This window comes from Micromonospora sp. WMMC250, from assembly GCF_027460215.1.
Classification (GTDB): domain Bacteria; phylum Actinomycetota; class Actinomycetes; order Mycobacteriales; family Micromonosporaceae; genus Micromonospora; species Micromonospora taraxaci.
This window is the reverse complement of sequence record NZ_JAPZBJ010000002.1, coordinates 6,353,905-6,377,026: the sequence shown is the minus strand read 5'-3', so window position 1 is coordinate 6,377,026 and position 23,122 is coordinate 6,353,905. Positions and strand designations below refer to the sequence as shown.

The window sequence follows — 23,122 nt, the reverse complement described above, 5'->3', positions numbered from 1 at the left end:
TAGCGCTCCCCAGCATGGCCAGCCAGCCGAGCCCACCAACCTTGCGTCGGGAATTACCCGTCTAGAGGTACGGCCGGGTGATGATCTCGATGGCGTGGCCGGCCGGGTCGAAGAAGTAGAAGCCGCGTCCGCCGTGTTCGGTGTTGATCTCCCCTTCCCGCTTCAGTTGCGGGTCGGCCCAGTACGTGATGCCTCGCCCCTCGATGAACGCCAGGCACCGCACGAACAGCTCGTCGTCGACGAGGAACGCGTAGTGCTGCATCTGGATGTCCACCGGCGGCTCGGCGAACTGGAGCAGCACGCCCTCGTCCAGCTGCACGTTGGTGAACGGCCCCCACGAAGGCGCCGCCGGCAGCTCGAACAGCTCCCGGTAGAACGCGGCCGATGCGCTCTTGTCCTTGCTGGCGATGATGGTGTGGTTGAACGTGACTGTCACGCGTACCGTCTTCTTCCCGGTCGATCCGAAGACCCGACCGGAAGCCCACAGCGTTCACCCAGCCACGCAGATGACGAAGCCCCGAGGGCGCCGACGCCCCGGATCCCGCACGAGAGACGCGTGGTTCGCGTCGATCTCGGCGTGGTGGCTGAAGTAGCCAGAACCTCCGGGGGGTAGGCCCATCTGGGGCGCGCACGGAGGCTAACACGGCGGGGCCAGCCGGTCAGTCGGCCGGACGACGATGGACGACCACACAGGCCAGACCCGGGCCGGCGTGGGCGGCGACGACCGCGCCGGCCTCGGAGACGTACGTGTCGTGCAGCCGGTCACCGAACCGCCCGGTCAGCGCGACGAGCAACGCCTCGGCTCGCTGCGGCGCGGCCAGGTGGTGCACCCCGAGGTCGACGTCGTCGTCCCCGGCCGCCTCGACGGCCAGGTCGACGAGCCGGGCCACTCCGCGGCTGGCGGTGCGGACCTTCTCCCGCAGCACGATCGCCCCGTCCGGCATGTGCATGATCGGCTTGACGGAGAGGGCGGTCCCGAGCAGCGCCTCGGCCGCGTTGATCCGGCCGCCTCGGCGGAGGAACTCGAGCGTGTCGACGTAGAACCAGACGGTGGTACGGGCGACGGCGGCGAGCGCGGCGTCGCGTACACCGGCGAGGTCGACGCCGGCTTCGGCGGCGGTGGCGGCCGCGATGGCCGGGAAGCCGAGACCCATGCCGGTCGAGCGACTGTCCACGACCTCGACGCGGCCGTCGAGGTCGGCGGCGGCCAGGCGGGCTGCCTCGACGGTGCCGGACAGGGCGGCGGAGATGTGCACCGAGACGATCCCGTCGGCGCCGTCGTCCAACAGACGGCGGTACGTCCTGGCGAACTGTTCCGGCGCCGGCCGGGAGGTCGTCGCGGTGACCCGGCGGGCGCTCAACGCCAGTGTGGCGTCGGCCGGCTGGGTCTCCACCCCCTCCAACCCCTCCGCACCGTTGAGGACGACTGTCAACGGCACGACGGTCAGCCGGTGCGCGTGCACCAGCTCGGGCGGGAGGTAGGCGGTGGAGTCGATGACGACCGCGACGGGCATGCCCGGCACGCTAGCCGATCGGGACGCCGAACGACGAAGCGCGATGGCGCCCGGCCGGGGCGAGGGTCGTGCTCAGACCGCGTCGACGGTGACCGGGGCGGTGATCAGGCCGACGTTGTGCGCCCGCAACTGCCAACCCCGGACGTCGTCGTGGCGCAGCTCGGTCCAGTGGCAGTTGGCGAGCGAACCGACGGCACGCAGCACTGTCGCGTCCCAGCCGAGGAGGTGACCGACGCCCTGCCGGGAGGCCCCGCCGTGGGTGGCGATCACCACGGTGCCGCCCGGTGCCGCGTGGGCGGCCTCCAGCAGCGCTGCGGCGACCCGTTCCCCGAGGTCGGGCAACGGTTCCACGTCGACCCCGGGAGCGGGGTCGCCGGCCTGCCAGCGGGCGTACTCATCGGGGAAGCGCTCGGCGACCTCGGTGAGGTGCAGCCCCTGCCACTGGCCGAAGTGCCGCTCGCGCAGCCGTGCGTCGGTGCGCACCGGCAGGCCGGTCAGCGCGACCAGCGCGGCGGCGGTCTCCGCGGCGCGGCCCAGGTCACTGGAGACGATGGCGTCGGGCCGCAGCGCCGCGAGCAACGGCGCGGCGGCGCGGGCCTGGTCGCGACCCAGCTCGTTCAGGGGTACGTCGGTCTGCCCCTGGACCCGGTTGGCGGCGTTCCAGTCGGTGTTGCCGTGCCGCCAGACGATCAGCTTGGTCATTCGGCTGCGGCGGACCCGCTGGCGTCGGCCTCGACCAGGTCGCGGTCGACGAACGGGATGGTGGGGCAGTCCTTCCAGAGCCGGTCGAGGGCGTAGAACTCGCGCTCCTCGGTGTGCTGGACGTGCACCACGATGTCGACGTAGTCGAGCAGCACCCAACGGCCACCGCGCTCGCCCTCGCGCCGTACCGGCTTCGCCTTGTCCGGAAGCTCCAGCAGGCTTTCCTCGATGGCGTCGACGATGGCCAGCACCTGACGCTCGTTGGGGGCGGCGGCGAGCACGAACGCGTCGGTGATGGCGAGCTGGTCGCCGACGTCGATGATCGTGATGTCCTGCGCCTTCTTGTCGGCGGCGGCCTGGGCGGCCGCGATAGCCAGCTCGTGAGCGCGTTCGGAAACTGTCACCGTTCTCCTTCGATCAGGCGTGCGATCCTCCAAGCGTCTCACACCCGTCGGCGGACCGACCGGGCAGTTCTGGTCGGTTTCAGGCAGTAACAGGGGCATACCGGGCGGGTTCAGCGCTGATAGAGGCTCCGCTTGGCGATGTACTGCACCACACCGTCGGGGACCAGGTACCAGACCGGTTCACCCCGGGCGACCCGAGCGCGGCAGTCGGTCGACGAGATGGACATCGCCGGCACCTGGATCAGACTGACGGTGTCCGCCGGAAGGTGCTTGTCGGTCAACGCGAACCCGGGCCGGGTCACACCGACGAAGTGGGCCAACTCGAAGATCTCGTCCAGGTCCTTCCAGGACAGGATGCGTTGCAGGGCGTCCGCTCCGGTGATGAAGAACAGCTGCACCTTGGGGCCGTACTCGGCCTGGAGGTCGCGCAGGGTGTCGACCGTGTACGTCGGCCCACTGCGGTCGATGTCGACCCGGCTGACCTGGAAGCGGGGGTTGGAGGCGGTCGCGATGACGGTCATCAGGTACCGGTCCTCGGCGGGGCTCACCGGTTCGTCGGCCTTCTGCCACGGCTGCCCGGTCGGGACGAAGACCACCTCGTCCAGGCCGAACCGGTCGGCCACCTCGCTGGCCGCGACGAGGTGCCCGTGGTGGATCGGGTCGAAGGTGCCACCCATGATCCCGATCCGCCGGATATCTTCCTCCACCCCGTGATCGTAGGCCGAACGCGTGAGCGTGCTGTTGCGGCCCGGGGCAGTTCCGGTCAGGGCGGTGGGTGTGGGGTGGCTCGTCGGCCACCCCACACCCGACGGCTCTCATGCCGACGCGGCCGCCACCGCCGTCCGGGCGACGAGCGCGCGGCGCAGGTCGTCGTCGGCGTCGGTCACCACCCGGCGCAGGCCGGGGGTCAGGTCGTCGCGGGCCAGCAACGCCGCGGCCGCCTCCCGGGTCGGCTGCGCCACGGCGTAGCGGGGGAACGCCAGGGCCGCCACCCGGTCGGCCGTCCAGGGGGTACGCCGACTCGCGGCGGCCGGCATCTCCGCGAAGTACCTGTCGGCGTACGCGGCGGTCAGCTCGGCCTGTTCGGGTTGCCAGAACCCCTCGGCTGTCGCCTCCAACAGCCGGTTGGACAGGTCGGTGTCCCGCACGATGATCTCCCAGGCAGCCTGCTTCGCCGCCGGGTCGGGCAGGGCTGCCCGGCAGTGGGCGGCCCGTTCCGCACCCGTGGCGCTGACGTCGGCGGCTGCCTCGATGGCGATCTCCGCCTCGCCGGCGGCGCCCAGCACCACCAGCCGGCGCAGCACCGCCCAGCGCAGCTCCGCGTCGACCTTCAGGCCGGCCGGCACGCCCCGCCCGGCCAGCCAGCCGACGAGCAGGTCGTCGTCGGTGGTCGCGGCGATCCAGCCCCGTGCGGCGGCGAGCTGCAACGACTCTCCGGCCGGTGCGCCGTCGAGCAGGCGCTGGCACGCCTCGGCGACCCGGGCCAGCGCCGCCGACCGGGTCAGCGGGTCGAGGTAGCGGTCGACGAGCGACCGGCTGAGAGTCAGCACGTCCTCCGCGATGATCACCTCGGTCTCGGCGGGCAGCGCGGCGACCATCAGGTCGACCAGGCCGGCGACCGGCCGCTCCCCGTCGGTAGCCGCGTCCAGTGCCTCGCCCCACAGCACAGCCCTGGCCAGCGGGTCGTTCAGAGCGGGCAGCACCAGCGGAACGGCCTCCGCCGACGCCGGGTCGAGGCGCACCTTGGCGAAGGTGAGGTCACCGTCGTTGAGCAGCAGCAGCCGGGCCGCCGGCAGGCCCTCCAGCTGACCCAGCACGGTCCGATCACCGTCGACGGCCGGGTCGATGTCCACCTCGTCGCGCAGGACGCTGCCGTCCGCCGAGTAGCGGCCCACCCCGATGCGGTGCGGACGCCGCACCGGGTGCGACTCGGGCGCGGTCTGCACCACCGCCACCTCGGTGTAGCGGCCGTCGGCGTCCACGGCGACCTCGGCGCGCAACGTGTTGACCTGCGGCCGACGCAACCACAGCTCGGCCCAGCCGGAGAGGTCCCGCCCGCTGGCGCTGGTGAGGCTGGCCAGCAGGTCGTCGAGGGTGGCGTTGCCGAAGCGGTGCGCGGCGAAGTGCGCGTTGAGGCCGGCCAGGAACGCCTCGTCGCCGAGCCACGCGACCAGCTGCCGCAGCACGCTGGCCCCCTTGGCGTACGAGATGCCGTCGAAGTTGAGCAGGCCCTCGTCGGCGTCGGCGACCTCCTCCGGGGCGATCGGGTGGGTGGAGGGGCGCTGGTCGGCGGCGTAACCCCACGCCTTGCGGCGCATCGCGAAGGTGGTCCACGCCTGGTCGAAACGGGTCGCCTCGGCGGTGACGCGGGTGCCCAGGTACTCCGCGAAGGACTCGTTCAACCACAGGTCGTCCCACCAGCGCATGGTGACCAGGTCACCGAACCACATGTGGGCCATCTCGTGGGCGATGGTGCTGGCCCGCTGCTCGCGCTGGGTGTCGGTGACCGCGGAGCGGAAGATGTAGTCGTCGCGGAAGGTGACGATGCCCGGATTTTCCATCGCGCCGGCGTTGAACTCGGGCACGAACGCCTGATCGTACTTGCCGAACGGGTAGCGCTCGGTGAAGAGCTCGTGGAACCGGTCCAGGCACTGCCGGGTGACGGTGAAGATCTCGTCGGCGTCGGCGTCCAGGTGCGCGGCCTGCGACCGGCGGCAGTAGATGCCCAGTGGCACACCGTCGTGCTCGGCCCGCCGGACGTGCCACGGCCCCGCGATGAGCGAGAAGAAGTACGTCGCGAGCGGCGCGCTCGGGGCGAACTCCCAGCGCCCGGGAGCCGGGTTGGCGGCCACCTCGGCATTGCCGGAGACCGTCCACTCCGGTGGCGCGGTCACCGAGAGGGTGAACGGGGCCTTGAGGTCAGGCTGGTCGAACGCGGCGAAGATGCGCTGCACGTTGTCGAGGAACGACACCGCGTAGAGGTAGGTCTCGCCGTCGGCCGGGTCGACGAAGCGGTGCATCCCCTCCCCGGTCTTGGAATACGCCATCTCCGCCTCGACGACGAGCGTGTTCTGCGCGTCGAGGTCGTCGAGCGGCAGCCGGTTGTCGGCGAGCAGGCCGGGGTCCAAGTCGCGGTCGTTGAGGCGTACACCCAGCAGGGTGGTGGGCTTGACCTCGGCGAAGGTCGCGGTGCCGGGGGTCGCCCGGAACCGGATCTCCACGCGGGACCGGAACAGCTCCGCGCCGCCGGTCAGGTCGAGGTCCACCTGATAGGACTCGACAGTAATCGCCGCGCCACGCGCGGTCGCCTCTACACGGGTCAGGCTCGGCATCCGCTTATCCTGCCCGATGGGGATCGGCACCCGGTCACCACACGACCCTCGGCACTGGAGGAAAGAACCATGGCGCAGCACCCCAAGGGCGACTTCGACCTCTCGCGGGCGGTCTGGCAGCGGGCCGAGGGGGACACCTCCGACAGCGCCGTTGAGGTCGCCTTCGTCGACGATCTGATCGGGATGCGCAACTCGGCGGAGCCGGAGGGACCGGTGCTGGTCTTCACCCAGGCCGAGTGGGACGCATTCGTGGCCGGCGCCCAGGACGGCGAGTTCGACCTGGACTGAACGCGCCGGCCGGTGTGCTGTGCCGGTGCCCGCCGTCGGGGCGCCGGCACGGAACTCTCCCCCACCGGAACGGTCGGCCGGGGCCGGTGGTCAACCATCGGCCCGGCCGGGGCCGTCGCCGTCGCCCCAGCCGAGGCCGCCCGGACCGGGGGCGTGGTGGAAGCCAGGATGGTCGGCGACGTCGACGCAGCGCTCGCCGTCCGGGCCGAACGCACCGCAGAACAGCCGCTCGGCCCGCTGCCAGGCGTCCGCCGGTGACAGGGCCGCCGCACCGAGGGCGACCTCCGCGCGGAGCAGGCTCAGCGCCTCCGCGTACGCCACCGCCAGTTCGCGGGCCTCGGCCGCGTCGGGCGCGGTGAAGCCCAGGTGCACGGTGAAGAACCGGCGTGGCCGGCTGGGCCGCCGGGGCGGCCCGATCAGTGACCGCCCGTCACGGCTCCCGCCCAGCGCCCCGAGCGCCCTCCGCTGCCGCCAGTGCGGTGATGTGTTGTCGCGCATCCGCCCTCCCGTGGTTGCCCCACCAGCAGCAAACCAGGTTCCGCCGCCCCTGGGAGGGGCCAGCCGGTGTGCCGTCCACGCGGGGATTCAGCTGCGGCGACCGGGGTAGACAGCCGGCCGGACCCCGTGTGAGGAGACCCGATGGCGAACATGCCGGCCGACCGCAGCCCGGACAGCACCCTCGCGCTGCTCCGCGCCGGCTACCGCTTCATCGGCGAACGCTGTGAGCGCTACGACAGCGACGTGTTCCGGACCCGGATCCTGCTCGCCCCGACCATCTGCCTCCGCGGCCGGCCGGCGACCGAGTTGTTCTACGACACCGAACGCTTCCAACGCGCCACCGCCATGCCACTGCGGGTGCAGCGGACCCTCACCGGTCGGGGTGGTGTGCAGGGACTCGACGGAACGGAACACGCCGGCCGCAAGGCCATGTTCATGTCGATCATGACGCCGGCCGCCATCCGGCAGCTCGGTCAGCTCTTCGACGACGAGTGGCGGTCCCGGATCCCCGCCTGGGAGGCCGCCGGGCCGGTGTCGCTCTACGACGAACTGGGCCGACTACTGACCCGGGTGGTGTACGCCTGGGTCGGGGCGCCGCTGCCCGCCTCGCAGGTCGCGGACCGCGCCGTCGAGCTGCACGCCATGATCGAGGCACCGGCGCTGGCCGGGCCCCGGCACTGGCGGGGACGGCTCGCCCGTCGCCGCGCCGAACGCCGGCTCGCCGCCCTGGTCGAACGGACCCGGACCGGTCTCGCTCCGGCCCCGGCCGGCAGCGCCCTGGCAGTGATCGCCGAACACCGGGACGGGCGGGGCAACCTGCTCCCCCGCCGGATCGCGGCGGTGGAGCTTTTGAACCTGCTGCGCCCGGTGGTCGCCGTCGACCAGTACATGACCTTCGCCGCACTCGCCCTGCACGACCATCCGGGCTGGTCGGGCCGGGTCCGCGACGACGACGAGGCCACCGAGCAGTTCGTCCAGGAGGTACGCCGCTACTACCCGTTCTTCCCCATGGCGGCGGCCCGGGTCCGACGCTCCTTCGAATGGCAGGGCCACCACTTCCCCGCCGGCCGTCGGGTGCTGCTCGACCTGTACGGCACCAACCACCACCCGACGCTCTGGCCGGAACCGGAGTTGTTCCGTCCGGAACGGTTCGCCGGACGACGCGTGGACCCGTTCGCGCTGATCCCGCAAGGCGGCGGCGACCACTGGGCCGGGCACCGATGCGCCGGTGAGTGGATCACCATCGACCTGATGAAACGGGCGGTCGCCAACCTGACCACCACCATGCGCTACGACGTACCGGTCCAGGACCTGACCCTGGACCTGCGCCGGATGCCGGCGCTGCCGTCCCTCGGCCTGACCATCACCAACATCCGCCGCACCGACTGATCGGACGACGCCCGTGCGCGATCAACCACGGCGTGCAGAGGTACGACGGGGGCCGGCTCCGCCGGTCCGCCTGCCGATGACGTACGTGCTGCCGCTGCGCTGGCACTCCGACAGCGGCTTGGCCGAGTTGACCGACTACCTGCGCTGGCTGGCCGACCGCGTCGACGTGCTCGTGGTCGACGGCTCGGCGCCGGACCTCTTCGCCCGGCACGCCGACGCCTGGGCGGGGCTGGTCCGACACCTCCCACCCGACACCACGGGCTCAGGGCTCAACGGGAAGGTGCTCGGCGTCCGCACCGGCGTCCGCGCGGCGGACCACGAACACGTGGTGATCGCCGACGACGACGTCCGGTACGACGAGGCCGGGCTGACCGCCGTACACCTCCTGCTCGACGAGGTCGACCTGGTCCGACCGCAGAACTACTTCGACCCGCTGCCCTGGCACGCCTGGTGGGACACCGGTCGGACGCTGCTCAACCGGGCCCTCGGCGCGGACTACCCGGGGACCCTCGCCGTGCGGCGCAGCACGTTCCTCGCCGTCGGTGGGTACGACCCGGACGTGCTCTTCGAGAACCTGGAACTGATCCGCACGATGCGCGCGTACGACCGCACCGAGGCGACGCCGGCCTGGCTGTACGTACGCCGGTTGCCTCCGGACGCCGCGCACTTCCGAAGCCAACGGGTCCGTCAGGCGTACGACGACCTGGCCCAGCCGGCGCGTCTGCTGGCCGCGCTCGCGGTCCTGCCGGCACTGGCCGCGGCGGTCGCGGCCCGGCGACCCGCGCTGGTGCTCGGCGCGGCGGCCGGCGCCGTCGCCCTCGCCGAGGCGGGTCGCCGCCGCGCGGGCGGCAGCGCGGTCTTCCCTCCGACGACGGTGCTGGCGGCGCCGGTCTGGCTGCTGGAACGCGGGGTGTGCGGCTGGCTCGCCGTCGCCCAGCGGTTCCTGCTCGGCGGCGTCCGGTACGGCGACGGTCGGATCCGCATGGCCACCCACCGGACCCGCGCCCTGCGCGCCCACCAGGGGCGGCGTCCGAGCCCCTGACAGCACGACAGCTCGCGGTCACCGGGGTGGCCGCGAGCTGTCGCAACGGTGATCGGCCCGATTCAGGGGCTGACCTGGTGCCGGGCCTGCTGGGCCTGGTCCTTGACGTCGTGCGCGGCGGTCCTCGTGTCGTCCTTGACCGCGTGCACCGCGTCCTGAGCGGTGGACTTCACCGACTCGGCAGCCTGCTGGGCCGGCTCGCGCAGCTCTTCCTTGAGCTCGTTCGCCACCGCGCTCAGCTTCTCCGTCACCGCGCCACTGTGCTCGCTGACCCGCTCCTTGAGCTGGGTCGCGGCCTGCTGCTCACGGCGGGAGGCCGGGATCAGCGACGAGGCCAGCCAGCCGACGCCGAACGCGATCAGACCGGCGGCGAGGGGGTTGCCCTGGGACTTCTGCCGGATCACCCGCGGGGCGCTGTGGGCGGCGTCGCTGACCGTGGCAGCCGCCGACTGCGCGGCGTCACTGACGCTGGAGGCCGCCGACGAGGCGCGGTCGCCCACCGAGTGGGCGGCGTGGCCGGTGCCGTGGCCGAGGTCAGACGCGGTTCCCATGACCTTGTCCCTCACATTCTGCAGAGCGGAACGGGCCCGCTGCTTGCGGTCGTCGACGATGCGGCTCGGGCTGACCTTGTACGCCAACGCGTCCACGTCGGAGCTGAGGCTGTTACGGGTGGCTTCGATCTCCCGGCGGATCTGATCGGGATCGGTGCTCATCGGGTGACTCCCTCCGGGTGTGGCTTGAGCGCGTCGGGGATCCGCTGCACGCTGTCGTTGGTCTTCTTGAGCCCGCGTACGTGCTGGGCGTTCTTCTTGGCCATGGAGTAGAGGACGGCGGCGACCGCGGCCCAGATCACGGCCACGATCAGCGCGGCCAGGCCGGAGTCCATGACGTTGTCCAGGAACTGCCACACGGCGATGGACACGAAGAGCGCCACCATGTAGCCGCCGAAGCCGGCGCCGCCGAAGAGCCCGGCGGCCTTGCCGGCCTTCTTGCCCTCCTGGCGGATCTCCGCCTTGGCCAGTTCGACCTCCTGGCGCATCAGCGTCGACAGGTCGGTGGTGACCTGACGCATCAGGTCACCCAACGAGCTGTTGCGCACCTCGTCGGCGGTGTGCGGGGCACCCGCGTCGGGGTGGTAGCCGGAGCCCGGTCCGGGCCCCTGCGTCGGCATGGTCATGCCGTCGCCTCCCTTCGGATGACTCGGTGGCTCACGGACGAGGGCTGCCGGTGGACGGCACGCCCGGCAGCGGGTCGGTCTGGGTCACCGGCGGCAGCGGCTGGCCGGTGCCGGAGTGCTGCGGGTAGTCGCCCCGGGTGGGCTCGGCGTAGCTGCCCGGCGTCGGGTCGGTGTAGCCGCCCGGAGCCGTGTCGGCGTAGCCACCGGACGTCGGGGCGGTGTAACCGCCCTGCGGGACCGCGTCCGGCGTGGTGCGCGGCGCCGGGGGTGGCGTCGGGATCACGGCGGTCTGCTCCGGGTCGTACGCCCCGGCACCCCGGAAGGTCGAGGATCCGTTGCCGGAGTCGTCGCCGGCGGCGGAGATGCTGCGGGTCAGTCGGCCGGCGAGCACACCGAGGACCGCCGCGCCGACCAGGAAGGTGCCCGGGTTGCGCCGTGCGTAGTCGCGGACCTCGGTGATCAGGTCACCGGGCTCGCGCTCCTCCAGCCAGCCGGCCACACCGTGCACCCGGTCAGCGGCCTGGCGGGCCAGCTCGGTCACCGGGCCGGCCTGGCCACCCTGCTCGGCCATCGAGCGCATCTCGTCGGCCAGTGAACGCAGCCCGCCGGCGGCCTTGCGCTGCTGCTCACCGGTCTGGCTGGCGAGCTGGGTGCGGGCCTCGCCGTACAGGTTGCGGGCCTGCCGGGCCGCCTCACGGCCGACCTCGGTGCCCTGCTCCTTGGCGGTCTGTGCGACAGCGCCGCCGGCGTGCGCGGCCTCGGAACCAACCTGGCGCGCCTGTTCGCGGACGCCACCGCCGTTGGCCGACTCCTGCCCGTACGTGGAAGACGTAGGTGAAACTTCGTAAGACATGATTTCCCTTCCGCTCGGAAAGTCGTAGCGGTTGTACTGGGGGGATGCGATCGCGTCGCCACGACCGCTGACCATTCACCTACCCTGCGTTTCGGCTTCCATACCTCTTCATGCATTCCTCTGCGCGGCCGGCCGGATCGACTTCAAAATGGAGGATCGTCGGGCTGCGTCACCACGCCGCTGCGGACAGCGAGGTTCGCGAGGCTGGCAGATCCACGGAGGGGGCAGCGATGGCACGAGACGCGCGAGGTGGCCGAGCGGCTGCCCCCCGGCCCCGGGTCCAGGTGGCCGCGTTGGCCGTCGCCGGCGTCTTCCTGCTGATCGGCGTCCTCGGCTTCATCCCCGGCATCACCACCGACTACGGCGACCTGAGGTTCGGCGGGCACCACTCGCACGCCAAGCTGCTCGGGCTGTTCCAGGTGTCGATCCTGCACAACGCGGTGCACCTGATCTTCGGGCTGGCCGGCCTGGCGCTGGCCCGCAGCGTCGCCGGCGCCCGCGTGTTCCTGGCCGCCGGCGGTGCGATCTACCTGGCACTCTGGCTCTACGGGCTGGTGATCGAGGCCGTCAACCCGGAGGGCGGGGCGAACATCCTGCCGGTCAACGACGCCGACAACTGGCTGCACCTGGCGCTCGGCTTCGGGATGCTCGCGCTCGGGCTGCTGCTGTCGAACCACGCCGGCACCGGCGGCCGTCTCGACAGCCCCGCCGACCGCCACTGACCTGGCGCTACGGGTTTCGCGGTCACGCCGGCAGGGGTAATCGGCCAGCGAAGGAGGTACGACATGCCTCGCTGGCTCCGCGACAACGCGCTGGCCGTCGCCATGATCGGCGCGTTCCTGGTCTTCCTCGTGCTGCAGAGCGTCTTCGGGTGGCAGACCCACAACGAGGAGTTGACCGGGTTCGGGGCCGCGCCGCTGAGCTGGCCGGCGTACCTGACCAGCGGGCACTTCGTCGAAGCCGTCTTCGAGAACTGGGAGTCCGAGTTCCTCCAGATGGGCGGGTACGTGCTGCTCACCGCGTACCTGGTGCAGCGGGGCTCGGCCGAGTCGAAGCCGGTGGACCAGAACGACCGGCCGCAGGACGACGAGCGCCGGGCCACCCCGCAGTCACCGTGGCCGGTACGCGTCGGTGGCCTGCCGCTGGTGGTCTACCGCAACAGCCTCTCCCTCGCCCTGCTGCTGATCTTCGCCGGCTCGTTCGTCGGTCACCTGCTCGGCGGCACCGCCGCGTACAACCAGGAGCAGGCACTACAGAGCGGCGCACCGCCGATCGGGGTGTGGGAGTTCCTGGGCACCAGCGACTTCTGGTTCCAGTCCATGCAGAACTGGCAGAGCGAGTTCCTCGCCGTCGGCGCGCTCATCCTGCTGAGCATCGTGCTGCGCCAACACGGCTCGCCGGAGTCGAAGCCGGTGACCGTCGAGCACGCCAGCACCGGCGCCTGAGCGGAGACCCGGCGGTCAGGCCGCGACCGGCAGACGCTTGGCGAAACAGACGCTGTACGGGTTGTCCACGTACTCGCCGTACACCGGGATCGGGTCGTAGCCGCACGAGGTGTACAACCCGATGGCCGCCGGCAGGTAGGTGCCGGTCTCCAGGCAGACCACCGAATGCCCCTGCCGGAACGCGCACTCCTCCAGCGCGGCCAGCAACTGGCGGGCGATGCCCCGCCCCCGGTACGCGGGCCGGACGTACATCCGCTTGACCTCGCCGGTCTCGGCGTCGAGCGCTTGGAGCCCCCCGCAGGCGACCGCCCGACCGTTGACCACCACCGCCAGGTAGCGGACGTCGTCGTGCGGCACGAAGACCTGCCCGTCCAACCCGCCGTCGGCCTCGCGCAGCTCACGCTGCTGCGCGACGACGAGGGCGGCGATCTCCGGATCGGTGGCAGGCCGGGACTCGATCAGCATCACCCCACGCTAGGACCGGTGGATTTCGCGGAGGTTTCCGGAAATCAACCCGATCACGGAGCGCAACGGACTACTCGGCGTCGTCCTCGTCGATGTCGTCGGACGCGTCCGCGCCCACCTCGTCCTCGGACCGCACCCGGCGGGCCTTCCGAGCGGCGAGCCGCTCCGCGGCGGAGGCCCGGTTCGACTTCTCCTCCAGGCGGACGTCGGTGCCCCGGTTACCGGGTACGAACTCCACGCCGGCGAAGAGCGTCGGCTGCCAGTCGAACTCGCGCTGACCGATCCGGACCAGGTCACCGGGCTGCGCGCCGGCCTTGGCCAGCTTGTCCTCCACCCCGAGCCGGGCCAGCCGGTCGGCCAGGTAGCCGACCGCCTCGTCGTTGTCGAAGTTGGTCTGCTTGACCCAGCGCTCCGGCCGGACGCCGTGAACGGTGAACGAGCCGTCCGCCTCGGCGGTGATGGTGAACCCGGCGTCGTCCACCGCCATCGGGCGGATCACGACCCGGGTCGGCTCGGCGGGCGGCGCGGCCTTGCGCTCCGCCTCGACCAGCTCGGCCATCGCGTAGGTCAGCTCCTTGAGCCCTTCCCGGGTGGCTGCGGAGACCTCGAACACCCGGTAACCGCGCTCCTCCAGGTCCGGGCGCACGATCTCGGCGAGGTCCCGGCCGTCCGGCACGTCGACCTTGTTCACGGCCACCAGTCGGGGGCGCTCGGTCAGCCCGCCGTACTGGGTCAGCTCGGCCTCGATGGCGTCGATGTCGGCGACCGGGTCGCGTCCGGGCTCCAGGGTCGCCGAGTCGATGACGTGCACCAGCACCGCGCAGCGCTCGATGTGCCGGAGGAACTCCAGACCCAGCCCCTTGCCGGTGGCCGCGCCGGGGATCAGACCCGGCACGTCGGCGACGGTGAAGGTGTGGTTGTCCAGTCGGACCACGCCGAGGTTCGGCACGAGGGTGGTGAACGGGTAGTCGGCGATCTTCGGCTTGGCCGCGGAGATCACCGAGATCAGCGACGACTTGCCGGCCGACGGGAAGCCCACCAGACCGACGTCGGCGACGCTCTTCAGCTCCAGCACGATGTCGAGCTGGTCGCCGGGCTCGCCCAGCTCGGCGAAGCCCGGAGCCTTGCGCTTGGCGTTGGCCAGCGAGGCGTTGCCCCGCCCGCCGCGCCCGCCGCGCGCGATCTCGAAGGTGGTGCCGGCACCCACCATGTCGGCGAGCACCGTGCCGTCCGTGCTCTGCACGACGGTGCCGTTGGGCACCTTCAGCACCAGGTTGTGGCCGTTGGCCCCGTCCCGGTTCGAGCCGGCGCCGCCCTTGCCGTTGTCGGCCTTGACGTGCGGGTGGAAGTGGAAGTCGAGCAGCGTGGTCACCTGCGGGTCGACCACCAGCGAGACGCTGCCGCCGTGCCCGCCGTTGCCGCCGTCCGGCCCACCGAAGGGCTTGAACTTCTCGCGGTGGATCGAGACACAACCGTGCCCACCATCGCCGGCCTGCAGATGCAAGACGACCCGGTCAACGAACGTCGCCACGGTGTCAATCCTTCCAGCGAGGTCCGACCCCGCACTTCGAAAAAGGCTAAGCGGGCCGGGACCCGTAGGTCCGCGGCCCGCTTGAGCGAAGAGAACTACTGCTGCGGAACGATGCTGACGGTCTTGCGACCACGCTTCGTGCCGAACAGGACCGCACCGGCGGACAGCGCGAACAGCGTGTCGTCGCCGCCACGGCCGACCAGGTCACCGGGGTGGAACTTGGTGCCACGCTGCCGGATGATGATCTCACCGGCGCTGACGACCTGACCACCGAAGCGCTTCACGCCGAGTCGCTGGGCCGCGGAGTCACGACCGTTACGCGAGCTGGACGCACCCTTTTTGTGAGCCATTGGAGGACGACCTACTTCCCGCTGGAGATGCCGGTCACCTTGACCTGGGTCAACGGCTGACGGTGACCCTGGCGCTTGTGGTAGCCAGTCTTGTTCTTGAACTTGTGGATCCGAATCTTCGGGCCCTTGGTGTGCGCGGCAATTTCGCCGGACACCGCGACCTCGGCAAGCTTTGCCGCGTCGGTCACCAGGTCGTCACCGTCGACGAGGAGCACCGCGGTGAGCTTCACCGCGTCACCGGGAGCACCGGTGAGCTTCTCGACCTCGATCACGTCGCCCTCGGCGACCTTGTACTGCTTGCCGCCGGTCTTGACGATCGCGTACATCGGAGGCGGACTCCCTGTCGTTGAGGCTGCTGGCGGTCGTTCCCGCGGCGGCTCGCCGGGTAGCAGTGCACGGCAGCGCGGGCACACGGGAACTCGGCACACCAAAAGTGCGCCGCAGGCAAGAGTACGCCATTGCCGGCCCGGACCCCAAACCGGCCCGCCCTGGTCAGCGGGCGCAGAGCTGGTCGAGACGCTGCTGGAGCCGGTCCAGCTCGGTCTCGTCGATCGACTCCACGTCGGCGCGGAGCGCGGCCACCTCGGTGCCGAGGTCGGTCAGCATGGTCTTGAGCTGCGGATCGCTGGCCCGCTCCGACTGCTCCCGTAGCTCGGTCCGCCAGCCGTCCAGAGCCGCCTCGGCCCGCCCCCGGGCAACCTCAGCCGCGGTGCTGTCGCCGGCGCCCACCGCCGCGACCATCCGGCCCAGCTCCGCCACGTACGTCCGGACGGCGGTGGTGCTGGCCCGCTGGGCGGCGGCGCAGACCTGTTCGGCGTCGCCCGCCGCCGCGCTACTGGCCGGCCCGGACGCCGGGCTCTGGGTGGCCACCCTCGTCACATCCGGCCCGACGTTCCCAGACCGGTCGGTGGAGCATCCGACCGCGCCGGATAGCACGGTGACCACCGCGGTGACGGCGAGCAGACGACGCATCTTCTTCTCCTGACGCGGGTCGACCGGTCCCGGGCCGGGGTGGCCGGAACGGCGAGGTCCCTCCCCCGTCACTTTGCCGGGGAAGGGACCTCGTCAAACACTGCGCCGGTCAGGCGGTCAGGGGCGCGTCCGGCGACGGGTGCCACCCCGGCGTGAACGACGTCGGCCGCCGCCACCCTCGTTGGTCTCCTCGTCGCCGTCACCGTCGGCGAGCGCGTCCGGGTCGTCCGCCGCGGCCAGCCGGGCCGACTCACCCTGCTGGCTGTCGGAGACCGCCGGAGCGGCAGCGGTGTCCGACTCGTACCGGGACAGGTCGTAGCCCATGGTGTCCTGGTAGTCGGCGTCCGCTTCGGCGCTGGTGTCGGTGTCGACGACCTCGACGACGGTCCGCTCGGCCGGGGCGTTCTTGCGTGCCCGACGGCGGGACGAGGTCGTGCCCTGCTCGACGGCCGGAGCGGCGGGCGCCGACGAGGCGACAGCCTTGACCTTCTCCCCCGCGCCGGCGGCGCGCGGCTTCTCCGGCACCGGCTCGGTGTGGATGATCACGCCCCGGCCCTTGCAGCACTCGCAGGTCTCGCTGAACGCCTCCAGCAGGCCCGCGCCGATCCGCTTACGGGTCATCTGCACCAGGCCGAGCGAGGTGATCTCGGTGACCTGGTGCTTGGTGCGGTCCCGGCCGAGGCACTCGGTGAGTCGGCGCAACACCAGCTCCCGGTTCGACTCCAACACCATGTCGATGAAGTCGATCACCACGATGCCGCCGATGTCGCGGAGCCGGAGCTGACGGACGATCTCCTCCGCCGCCTCCAGGTTGTTACGGGTGACGGTCTCCTCCAGGTTGCCCCCGGAGCCGGTGTACTTACCGGTGTTGACGTCGACGACAGTCATCGCCTCGGTGCGGTCGATCACCAACGAGCCACCGGAGGGCAGGAAGACCTTACGGTCCAGACCCTTGATGATCTGCTCGTCGATCCGGTACTCGGCGAAGACGTCGCTCGTGCCGACGTGCCGACGCACCCGGTCCACCAGGTCCGGAGAGACGTGCGACAGGTACGACTCGACCATCTCGTACGACTGCTCGCCCTCGATGACCAGCTCGCGGAAGTCCTCGTTGAACAGGTCGCGGACCACCCGGATGACCAGGTCGGGCTCCCCGTAGAGCAGCACCGGAGCGCCACCCTCGGCGGCCTTGGCCTGGATGTCCTCCCACTGCGCCTGCAGACGCTTCACGTCACGGGCCAGTTCGTCCTCGGTGGCGCCCTCGGCGGCCGTACGGACGATAACGCCCGCGCCGTCCGGAACCAGCTTCTTGAGCACGTCCCGCAGCCGCTTGCGCTCGTTGTCCGGCAGCTTGCGGCTGATCCCCGACGCGTTGCCGTTGGGCACGTAGACCAGGTGCCGACCGGAGAGCGCGATGTGGCTCGTCAACCGGGCACCCTTGTGCCCGATCGGGTCCTTGGTGACCTGGACCAGCACCGAGTCCCCGGAGCGCAGCGCCTGCTCGATCGAGCGGGCCCGCCCCTCCAGGCCGGACGTGTCCCAGTTGACCTCGCCGGCGTACAGCACCGCGTTGCGGCCCCGGCCGACGTCGACGAATGCCGCCTCCATGCTCGGCAGCACGTTCTGCACCTTGCCCAGGTACACGTTGCCGGCCATCGTGCCGGAGGAGTTACGGGTGACGTAGTGCTCGACCAGGACGCCGTCCTCCAGGACCGCGATCTGGGTGCGGTCACCGCGCTGGCGGACCGCCATCACCCGGTCGACGGCTTCCCGGCGCGCCAGGAACTCCGACTCGCTCAGGATCGGCGGCCGGGTACGCCGCTGCTCCCGGCCGTCCCGGCGGCGCTGACGCTTGGCCTCCAGTCGGGTCGAGCCGGAGACGCCCTGCACCTCGTCGACCGTGCGGCGCGGCTCGCGGATCTTCACCACGGTCGGGACACCGTCGTCGGCGGCGCCCTCCGTGTCGCCCGCGCCCCGACGGCGACGCCGCCGGCGGCGACGGGTCAGGCCATCGCCACCCTCGGCCTCCTCGTCCTCGTCGCCCTCGGACTCGGCTTCGGCGGTCTCTTCCTCGTCGGCCTGCGCCGCCTCCTCGGACTCCTCGTCCTCGGCGTCGTCGGCCCCGCCCTTGCCCCGGCCACGGCCGCGGCGACCACGCCGGCGGCGACGGCGCGCGGCGGCGCTGTCCTCGTCGTCCTCATCCGCCTCGGTGGCCTCCTCGGCCTCCTCGACCGGCGCCTCCTCGGCCTCGACCGCCTCGATCGGCTCAACCGGCTCGGCGTCGCGGCGACCGCGCCGGCGGCGGCGGGACGGCTCGACGGCCTCCTCGACGGCCGGCTCCTCGGCGACCGGAGCGGACTCCACCGGCCGGGTCACCGGCACGGCGTCGGGCTGGGGCGCCATGAACAGCACGGTGGGCGCGGAGAGGGCAGCCCTCCGACGACGGGTACGCGGCTGCTCCGGCTCGACCTCGGCGGGCTCGTTCGGCTCGTCGCCCACACCGGGAACTGCCACACCCGGCGGGACCTCGCCCGAGCGGTCCTGAGCCCCGCTGGTCCAGGCCAGCTCGGCGGCGGTCGCACTCGGAGGGGTTTCCGTGTCGCCCAGCTCGGCCTCGGCCTCGCGCAGGTCGGACTCGGCGGGCTCCTCGGCGACCACCGGCTCCTCGGTCGCCGGCGGCTCCTCGGCGGCGGCTGGCTGCTCGGTCGCGGGAGGCTCCTCGACGGCGACTGGCTGCTCGGTCGCCGGCGGCTCCTCGACGGCGGCCGGCGTGGCCTTCTTACGCCGCGTCCGGGTCACCTTGACCGGCGGAACCACCTCGGCCGACGCCGCCTCCGCCGAGGCGGCGACCAAAGGCTCCTCGGCGGTGGTCTCGACGGGAGTGGCCTTGCGGCGGCGTCGGGGGGTCTTCGGGGCGACGTCCAGGTCACCGGAGACCGGAGCGAAGACCTCCGCCTGCGGTGACTCGACACTGCCGGCCCCACCGGTGGTCGCCTCGACCGGCGCGTCGGTCTGCTCCGGCTGGTTGAGCGGGGCGGCCCGGCGGCGGGTCGCCCGCGTGCGCCGCACCGGGGCGGCGGGCTCGACACTCTCCGCGCCGGCGGCGTCCGGCGGCCCCACCGGAGCCGAACCGACTGCCGTGGTGCTGTCATCGGCGGTCTCGTCGGCCGGCTGTGAACCGGTCCGTTCGCCGCCCTCGGGCTCGTTCTCGAGCATGGACGTTCTCCAGTTCTGGCTACCCCGGGCGCGGGTGAGCGCTGCCACGCAGGGTCGCCGCAAAAGTGTTTCCGCCGGGCGCGCGAGGTGCGCGACCGCCGAAGTCTGCCTGCCAGAGCACCGACCGTCGGTCAGTGCCCAACGATGGCTGCCCCGTCGCGGTCCGCATCCAACGGATCCACGATCGCACCCTGCGCGGTCAACGTGCCCTGAGCCAGCCGGGTCACCCTCGGCGAAACCGGCGGCTCCAGGTCGGCCACCACGCGGAGGCCGGAAAGGACGTCATCGGGCCGTACGGACGGGGTGACCTGCCGCACGACCAGTTCGAGTATCGCACACGGGACGTCCGGTGCCCCGGAAGGCGTCGGCGTCGGTGCCGATGCATCGATCGATATCACCGCCGCGCGGGCGTCGAACGTCCGTCGGCCCTGCTTGGTCATCCGCTCCACCAACACCTCGTCGGCGGCGACGAAGGCATCCACAGCGGCGCGCAGCACCGCCGGGTCCACCTCGGGCATCTCGATGTGCCAGAGGGACGCCTCGATCCGGTCCGGGAGATTGCCACCCTCGGCGATCACGGCGTCCAGGACGTCCAGCCCCGGCGAGAGAGCGGCGTCCAGCGCGGCCCGCAGCGCCTCCGGGTCGACCGGCGCCTGGAGGCCGATCTCCAGGTACTCCGCCTCGCTCGCCACCCCGGTGGGCGCGGCGCTGGCGTAGGAGATCTTCGGGTGCGGGGTGAAACCCTGGGAGAAGGCGATCGGCACGGCGGCCCGGCGGAGCGCGCGTTCGAACGCCCGGGCGAAGTCCCGGTGCGACGTGAACCGCAGCGGCCCGCGCTTGGCGTAGCGGATGCGGACGCGCTGGACGACCGGCGCCTGGCCGCCCTCGGGTTGAGGCTTTCTGGCGATCGTGTGCTCCTCGGGGGTACCTGCGTGTCCACCCATCCTGGCGCAGGCGTCGTGACGGTACGCGACCGGGGCGGTCGGTTGGCGTCGACGGACTGCGGCAAACCGGTCGCCAGGGACGTTACCGCCGCCACGAAGGCCGATGGCCGGCCAGCGACGCGGAGGTCACCAGCCGGCCGTCACGTGGTTACCGCCGGGTCGGCGGCGGGGGCGGCGGACCGCCCGGCGGGCCGTAGTTCGAGGGCGGGGCGTACCCCGGCGGAGGCGCGTACCCGGAGGGCGGAGGGGCGTAACCGGGCGGCGGGGCGTAACCCGCCTCCGGCGACGGGTACGCGCCCGGATCCGCCTGGTCGAGCAGGTGGTCCGGGATGTCGGCCGCCCGTGCGGCATCCCGACGGTAGCGACGGCGGTTCCAGATCAGGAACACCGCCAGCCCCAGCAGCAACACCAGCACCACGGCGATCCCGATGCCCACCACCATGACCTGCTGGTCGGTGGGGCCACCGCGGTCGCCGTGCTGGGTGACGTCGAACTCCTCGTCCGCGCCCCCGGTGCGGGCCGGACCCGGGTCGGTGGCCGCGGCCGGGTCGAGCAGCGGGTTGGCGGTGACCGGCGGCACGTCCGCGGTCAGCGCCTTCACCGGGTCGATCATCCCGAAGCCGTACTGCGGGTCCCGCCCGGCCGGGCCGGCGTCCCGCGCCGTCCGGATGATCCGGTTGATCACGCTCGGAGCGTTCAGGTCCGGGTACTTCGCCCGAATCAGCGCGGCGAGACCGGAGACGATCGCACTGGAGTCGGAGGTGCCGTCGCCCCAGCCGTACCCACCCTCGTTGGTGGCGTTGTAGACACGATCGCCGGGAGCGGCGACAACCGCCTCCGGCCCCTGCACGGAGCCGGACCAGAAGCTGCCGCCTCGGGCCGTTCCGGTCACCGCGATCACACCGGGGCTGTTGGCCGGGCTGATGACGGCGGTGTCGCCGGCCGCCTTGTTGCCGGCGGACGCGACCAGGACGACATCGCGATCCAGCGCGTACTGGATCGCGCTCTTCTCCTCCGCGCTGGCAGCGCCGGGGCTGCCGATCGACATGTTGATCACCTTGGCGCCGCCGTCGACGGCCATCCGGATGCCGAGAGCGATCGCCGCGTCGGTGTTCGACCCGCCGTCCTTGCTCACTTTGATGGGCAGGATCTTCGCCCCGGGGGCAATGCCGTCCACACCGTCCTGGCTGGCCTTCGCGGCGATGATGCCGGCCATGTGCGTGCCGTGGCCGTTCTCGTCGGATCGGGCGTCGCCGGAAGCGCCGTAGCTGCGACCACCGGCCAGCACCCGACCGCGCAGGTCCGGGTGGCTGGCCTCGACGCCGGTGTCGAGCACGGCCACGACCACGCCCTGCCCGGTCGAGATGTCGTGCGCCCGGTCGATGCGGAGCTCGTCCAGATACCACTGCTCGGCCCGCCGCGGGGCGGCGGCTGCCGGCTGGGCGGCCCCCACCACCAGGAACCCGGCCAGCAGGCCGGCGATCACCGGTCGGAGGCTTCCGACGTTCACAGTCATCAGTCCGTCCTCAACGAAGGACACCCGGGGACGCCCCGTCACCGGGACCCCACGGATCGTCGTCCTCAGTCAACCACGACGAGTGCTCGGAGCCGCCACCGCCGCCGTGCCCGGCCCCGCCCGCGCCGCCCATCATGCCGCCGCCCATCATCCCGGCACCGCCGATGCCGCCGGCGCCACGCGCGCCGCCCGGCATCCCGGCACCGCTCGCGCCGGCAGCGGTGCGGAGTGCGTTCGCCGCACTGGTCATCGGTGGCACCTTGCCGTTGCCGCCACCCACCATGCCGGGGATGCCGCCGACGCCGATCCCGCCCGCGCCCAGCCCACCACCGGCGCCGATCCCACCGGCCGAGCCCACGCCGGGCCCGCCCCCGAAACCACCGCCGGCGCCACCGAGACCGGCGCTACCGACCCCGGTGCCACCGAGGCCACCACCGAGGCCGCCGATGCTGCTCGGGCTGGCACCGGCCAGGCCGCTGCTGTAGCCGTCGTCGCCATCCGGATAGCCGGATCCGGTCGACGGGGGCGTGAACTGACCGGTGCCGGGAGGCGAACCGTCGCCGATCCCGCCGGGCTTGGTCGGCGAGAACGGGTCGACGCCGGACGTCGGACCGCCCACCTCGCCGATGCCCGGTGGCCTGCTGCCGATCGAGGGGCCGCCACCGCCGATGTCGGGCTTCCCGCCGAACTCGCCACCACCGACGTCGGGCCGCCCGGTCGGCGGGACACGGGGGTCGCGTTCGACCTCGCCTCTGGTGATGTCCGGGCCGTTCACCTTGAGCTTCGGACGCTCGGTGTAGACCGCCTGCGGCAACGGCGACATCGCCGCGTTCGCCGCCTGCTGGTTGTCCCGGTACCAGTTGTCCAGGTGGGACTTGGTGTCCCACCACCCGCCGCGCTTCTGGTCGCCGGCCTGACCGTCGACCTTCATCGTCGCTTCCAGGTCGTCGGCCTTGTCGCGGAACGCGCCGTCGGCGTACGACGCCGGGTTGTTCTGGTAGTCCTGGCGCAGGGCGGCGAGGAACCCCGACGAGCTCTCACCGTCGCGGGCGTCGTCGAGCTCGGTGCCGTTGGGCAGGCTCCACTCGTTGATGCCGAAGTCGTCCATCAGCGGGATCGGGATGGTGGTGACCGACTTGCGGATGTCGCCCTCGATCCGGATCAGGGCACCACTGACGTTCGTCGCGTCGGTGATCAGATCCTCGATCTGCTTGCCGATCGTGCTCAGGTGCTCGCGGTACGCGTCACCACCGCTGCCCTTCCAACCGGCGAGCATCCCGGGCAGACCGCCGACGTGCGGGCGTTCCTGACCCGTGGCGACCGGCCCGACGAACGATCGGCCGACCAGCGCGTCGCGCAGGTGTTGCAGGCCGGTGGAGAGGTTGTTCCACCCCGCTCCGACCGAACCGACGGTTTCCGGATCCGCGGACAGCGTCACCTCACGGACGCACCGCTCCCAGGTTCCTCCAGCCATGACCGTCCCC

The 23,122-nt window shown here is 72.0% G+C and carries 24 protein-coding genes; 5 read left to right on the top strand and 19 right to left on the bottom strand.

Annotated elements, in window-relative coordinates; all coding sequences use genetic code 11:
* Positions 1-61: 61 nt before the first annotated feature.
* The 6 genes from O3438_RS28995 to pepN form a co-directional block, all read right to left on the bottom strand.
* The gene (locus O3438_RS28995) at positions 62-436 is read right to left on the bottom strand and encodes a VOC family protein (RefSeq protein ID WP_269682759.1); all 375 of its coding nucleotides are present in this window, start codon (positions 434-436) and stop codon (positions 62-64) included.
* 223 nt (positions 437-659) lie between these two features.
* Positions 660-1,514, bottom strand: coding sequence for a DegV family protein (locus tag O3438_RS28990; RefSeq protein WP_269682758.1), 855 nt, complete (start codon positions 1,512-1,514; stop codon positions 660-662).
* Positions 1,515-1,586: 72 nt separating this feature from the next.
* The gene (locus tag O3438_RS28985; protein WP_269682757.1) at positions 1,587-2,216 is read right to left on the bottom strand and encodes a histidine phosphatase family protein; all 630 of its coding nucleotides are present in this window, start codon (positions 2,214-2,216) and stop codon (positions 1,587-1,589) included.
* The gene (gene rsfS, locus O3438_RS28980) at positions 2,213-2,620 is read right to left on the bottom strand and encodes a ribosome silencing factor (RefSeq protein ID WP_269682756.1); all 408 of its coding nucleotides are present in this window, start codon (positions 2,618-2,620) and stop codon (positions 2,213-2,215) included. Before rsfS ends, O3438_RS28985 begins: the two co-directional genes overlap by 4 nt.
* Positions 2,621-2,730: 110 nt before the next feature.
* Entirely contained in the window at positions 2,731-3,327 is a 597-nt protein-coding gene (nadD, locus tag O3438_RS28975; RefSeq protein ID WP_269682755.1) for a nicotinate-nucleotide adenylyltransferase, read from the bottom strand.
* 108 nt (positions 3,328-3,435) lie between these two features.
* Positions 3,436-5,952, bottom strand: coding sequence for an aminopeptidase N (pepN, locus tag O3438_RS28970; protein ID WP_269682754.1), 2,517 nt, complete (start codon positions 5,950-5,952; stop codon positions 3,436-3,438).
* Positions 5,953-6,021: 69 nt separating this feature from the next.
* On the opposite strand from pepN, the gene O3438_RS28965 reads away from it, so the two are divergent.
* Entirely contained in the window at positions 6,022-6,240 is a 219-nt protein-coding gene (locus tag O3438_RS28965) for a DUF397 domain-containing protein (RefSeq protein ID WP_030491749.1), read from the top strand.
* Positions 6,241-6,330: 90 nt separating this feature from the next.
* Here the strand turns inward: O3438_RS28965 and O3438_RS28960 are convergent, their stop codons facing one another.
* Positions 6,331-6,738, bottom strand: a complete 408-nt coding sequence (locus tag O3438_RS28960) for a hypothetical protein (RefSeq protein ID WP_269682753.1) — start codon at positions 6,736-6,738, stop codon at positions 6,331-6,333.
* Positions 6,739-6,879: 141 nt separating this feature from the next.
* Between O3438_RS28960 and O3438_RS28955 the strand changes: the two genes are divergently transcribed.
* Entirely contained in the window at positions 6,880-8,127 is a 1,248-nt protein-coding gene (locus tag O3438_RS28955; RefSeq protein WP_269682752.1) for a cytochrome P450, read from the top strand.
* Between the two features lie 76 nt (positions 8,128-8,203).
* Entirely contained in the window at positions 8,204-9,169 is a 966-nt protein-coding gene (locus O3438_RS28950) for a glycosyltransferase (RefSeq protein ID WP_269682751.1), read from the top strand.
* Positions 9,170-9,231: 62 nt separating this feature from the next.
* On the opposite strand, the gene O3438_RS28945 is transcribed toward O3438_RS28950, so the two are convergent.
* Genes O3438_RS28945 through O3438_RS28935 form a run of 3 tightly spaced genes read right to left on the bottom strand, consistent with a single transcriptional unit; the run spans position 9,232 to position 11,199 of the window.
* Positions 9,232-9,882, bottom strand: coding sequence for a DUF3618 domain-containing protein (locus tag O3438_RS28945; protein WP_269682750.1), 651 nt, complete (start codon positions 9,880-9,882; stop codon positions 9,232-9,234).
* Entirely contained in the window at positions 9,879-10,346 is a 468-nt protein-coding gene (locus tag O3438_RS28940) for a phage holin family protein (RefSeq protein ID WP_269682749.1), read from the bottom strand. The genes O3438_RS28945 and O3438_RS28940 overlap by 4 nt, the downstream gene beginning before the upstream one ends.
* A gap of 31 nt (positions 10,347-10,377) precedes the next feature.
* A complete protein-coding gene (locus O3438_RS28935) occupies positions 10,378-11,199 on the bottom strand; it encodes a hypothetical protein (RefSeq protein ID WP_269682748.1) in 822 nt (273 codons plus the stop codon).
* A gap of 230 nt (positions 11,200-11,429) precedes the next feature.
* Between O3438_RS28935 and O3438_RS28930 the strand changes: the two genes are divergently transcribed.
* Together O3438_RS28930 and O3438_RS28925 are read left to right on the top strand one after the other, a co-directional pair.
* On the top strand, positions 11,430-11,921 hold the full coding sequence (locus O3438_RS28930; RefSeq protein ID WP_269682747.1) for a DUF4383 domain-containing protein: 492 nt from the start codon (positions 11,430-11,432) through the stop codon (positions 11,919-11,921).
* A 63-nt stretch (positions 11,922-11,984) separates the two neighbouring features.
* The gene (locus O3438_RS28925; protein WP_269682746.1) at positions 11,985-12,644 is read left to right on the top strand and encodes a DUF6766 family protein; all 660 of its coding nucleotides are present in this window, start codon (positions 11,985-11,987) and stop codon (positions 12,642-12,644) included.
* Between the two features lie 15 nt (positions 12,645-12,659).
* Here O3438_RS28925 and O3438_RS28920 read toward each other — a convergent pair whose 3' ends face one another.
* The 9 genes from O3438_RS28920 to O3438_RS28880 all read right to left on the bottom strand — a co-directional run bounded on the left by O3438_RS28920 (position 12,660) and on the right by O3438_RS28880 (position 23,112).
* Positions 12,660-13,109, bottom strand: a complete 450-nt coding sequence (locus O3438_RS28920; protein WP_269682745.1) for a GNAT family N-acetyltransferase — start codon at positions 13,107-13,109, stop codon at positions 12,660-12,662.
* A 70-nt stretch (positions 13,110-13,179) separates the two neighbouring features.
* The gene (gene obgE / locus O3438_RS28915) at positions 13,180-14,640 is read right to left on the bottom strand and encodes a GTPase ObgE (protein WP_269682744.1); all 1,461 of its coding nucleotides are present in this window, start codon (positions 14,638-14,640) and stop codon (positions 13,180-13,182) included.
* 95 nt (positions 14,641-14,735) lie between these two features.
* Complete coding sequence (gene rpmA, locus O3438_RS28910; RefSeq protein ID WP_007464062.1) at positions 14,736-14,990, bottom strand: 50S ribosomal protein L27; 255 nt, start codon at positions 14,988-14,990, stop codon at positions 14,736-14,738.
* An 11-nt stretch (positions 14,991-15,001) separates the two neighbouring features.
* Positions 15,002-15,316 (bottom strand): 50S ribosomal protein L21, encoded by a 315-nt coding sequence (gene rplU, locus O3438_RS28905; protein ID WP_007464063.1) that lies wholly within the window; start codon positions 15,314-15,316, stop codon positions 15,002-15,004.
* A gap of 166 nt (positions 15,317-15,482) precedes the next feature.
* Positions 15,483-15,962 (bottom strand): hypothetical protein, encoded by a 480-nt coding sequence (locus O3438_RS28900; protein ID WP_269682743.1) that lies wholly within the window; start codon positions 15,960-15,962, stop codon positions 15,483-15,485.
* A 117-nt stretch (positions 15,963-16,079) separates the two neighbouring features.
* Entirely contained in the window at positions 16,080-19,178 is a 3,099-nt protein-coding gene (locus tag O3438_RS28895) for an Rne/Rng family ribonuclease (RefSeq protein ID WP_269682742.1), read from the bottom strand.
* A gap of 131 nt (positions 19,179-19,309) precedes the next feature.
* Positions 19,310-20,122, bottom strand: a complete 813-nt coding sequence (locus O3438_RS28890) for a TIGR03936 family radical SAM-associated protein (protein WP_269682741.1) — start codon at positions 20,120-20,122, stop codon at positions 19,310-19,312.
* A 148-nt stretch (positions 20,123-20,270) separates the two neighbouring features.
* The gene (mycP, locus tag O3438_RS28885; RefSeq protein WP_269682740.1) at positions 20,271-21,638 is read right to left on the bottom strand and encodes a type VII secretion-associated serine protease mycosin; all 1,368 of its coding nucleotides are present in this window, start codon (positions 21,636-21,638) and stop codon (positions 20,271-20,273) included.
* 10 nt (positions 21,639-21,648) lie between these two features.
* Complete coding sequence (locus O3438_RS28880; RefSeq protein WP_269682739.1) at positions 21,649-23,112, bottom strand: hypothetical protein; 1,464 nt, start codon at positions 23,110-23,112, stop codon at positions 21,649-21,651.
* Positions 23,113-23,122 lie beyond the last annotated feature (10 nt).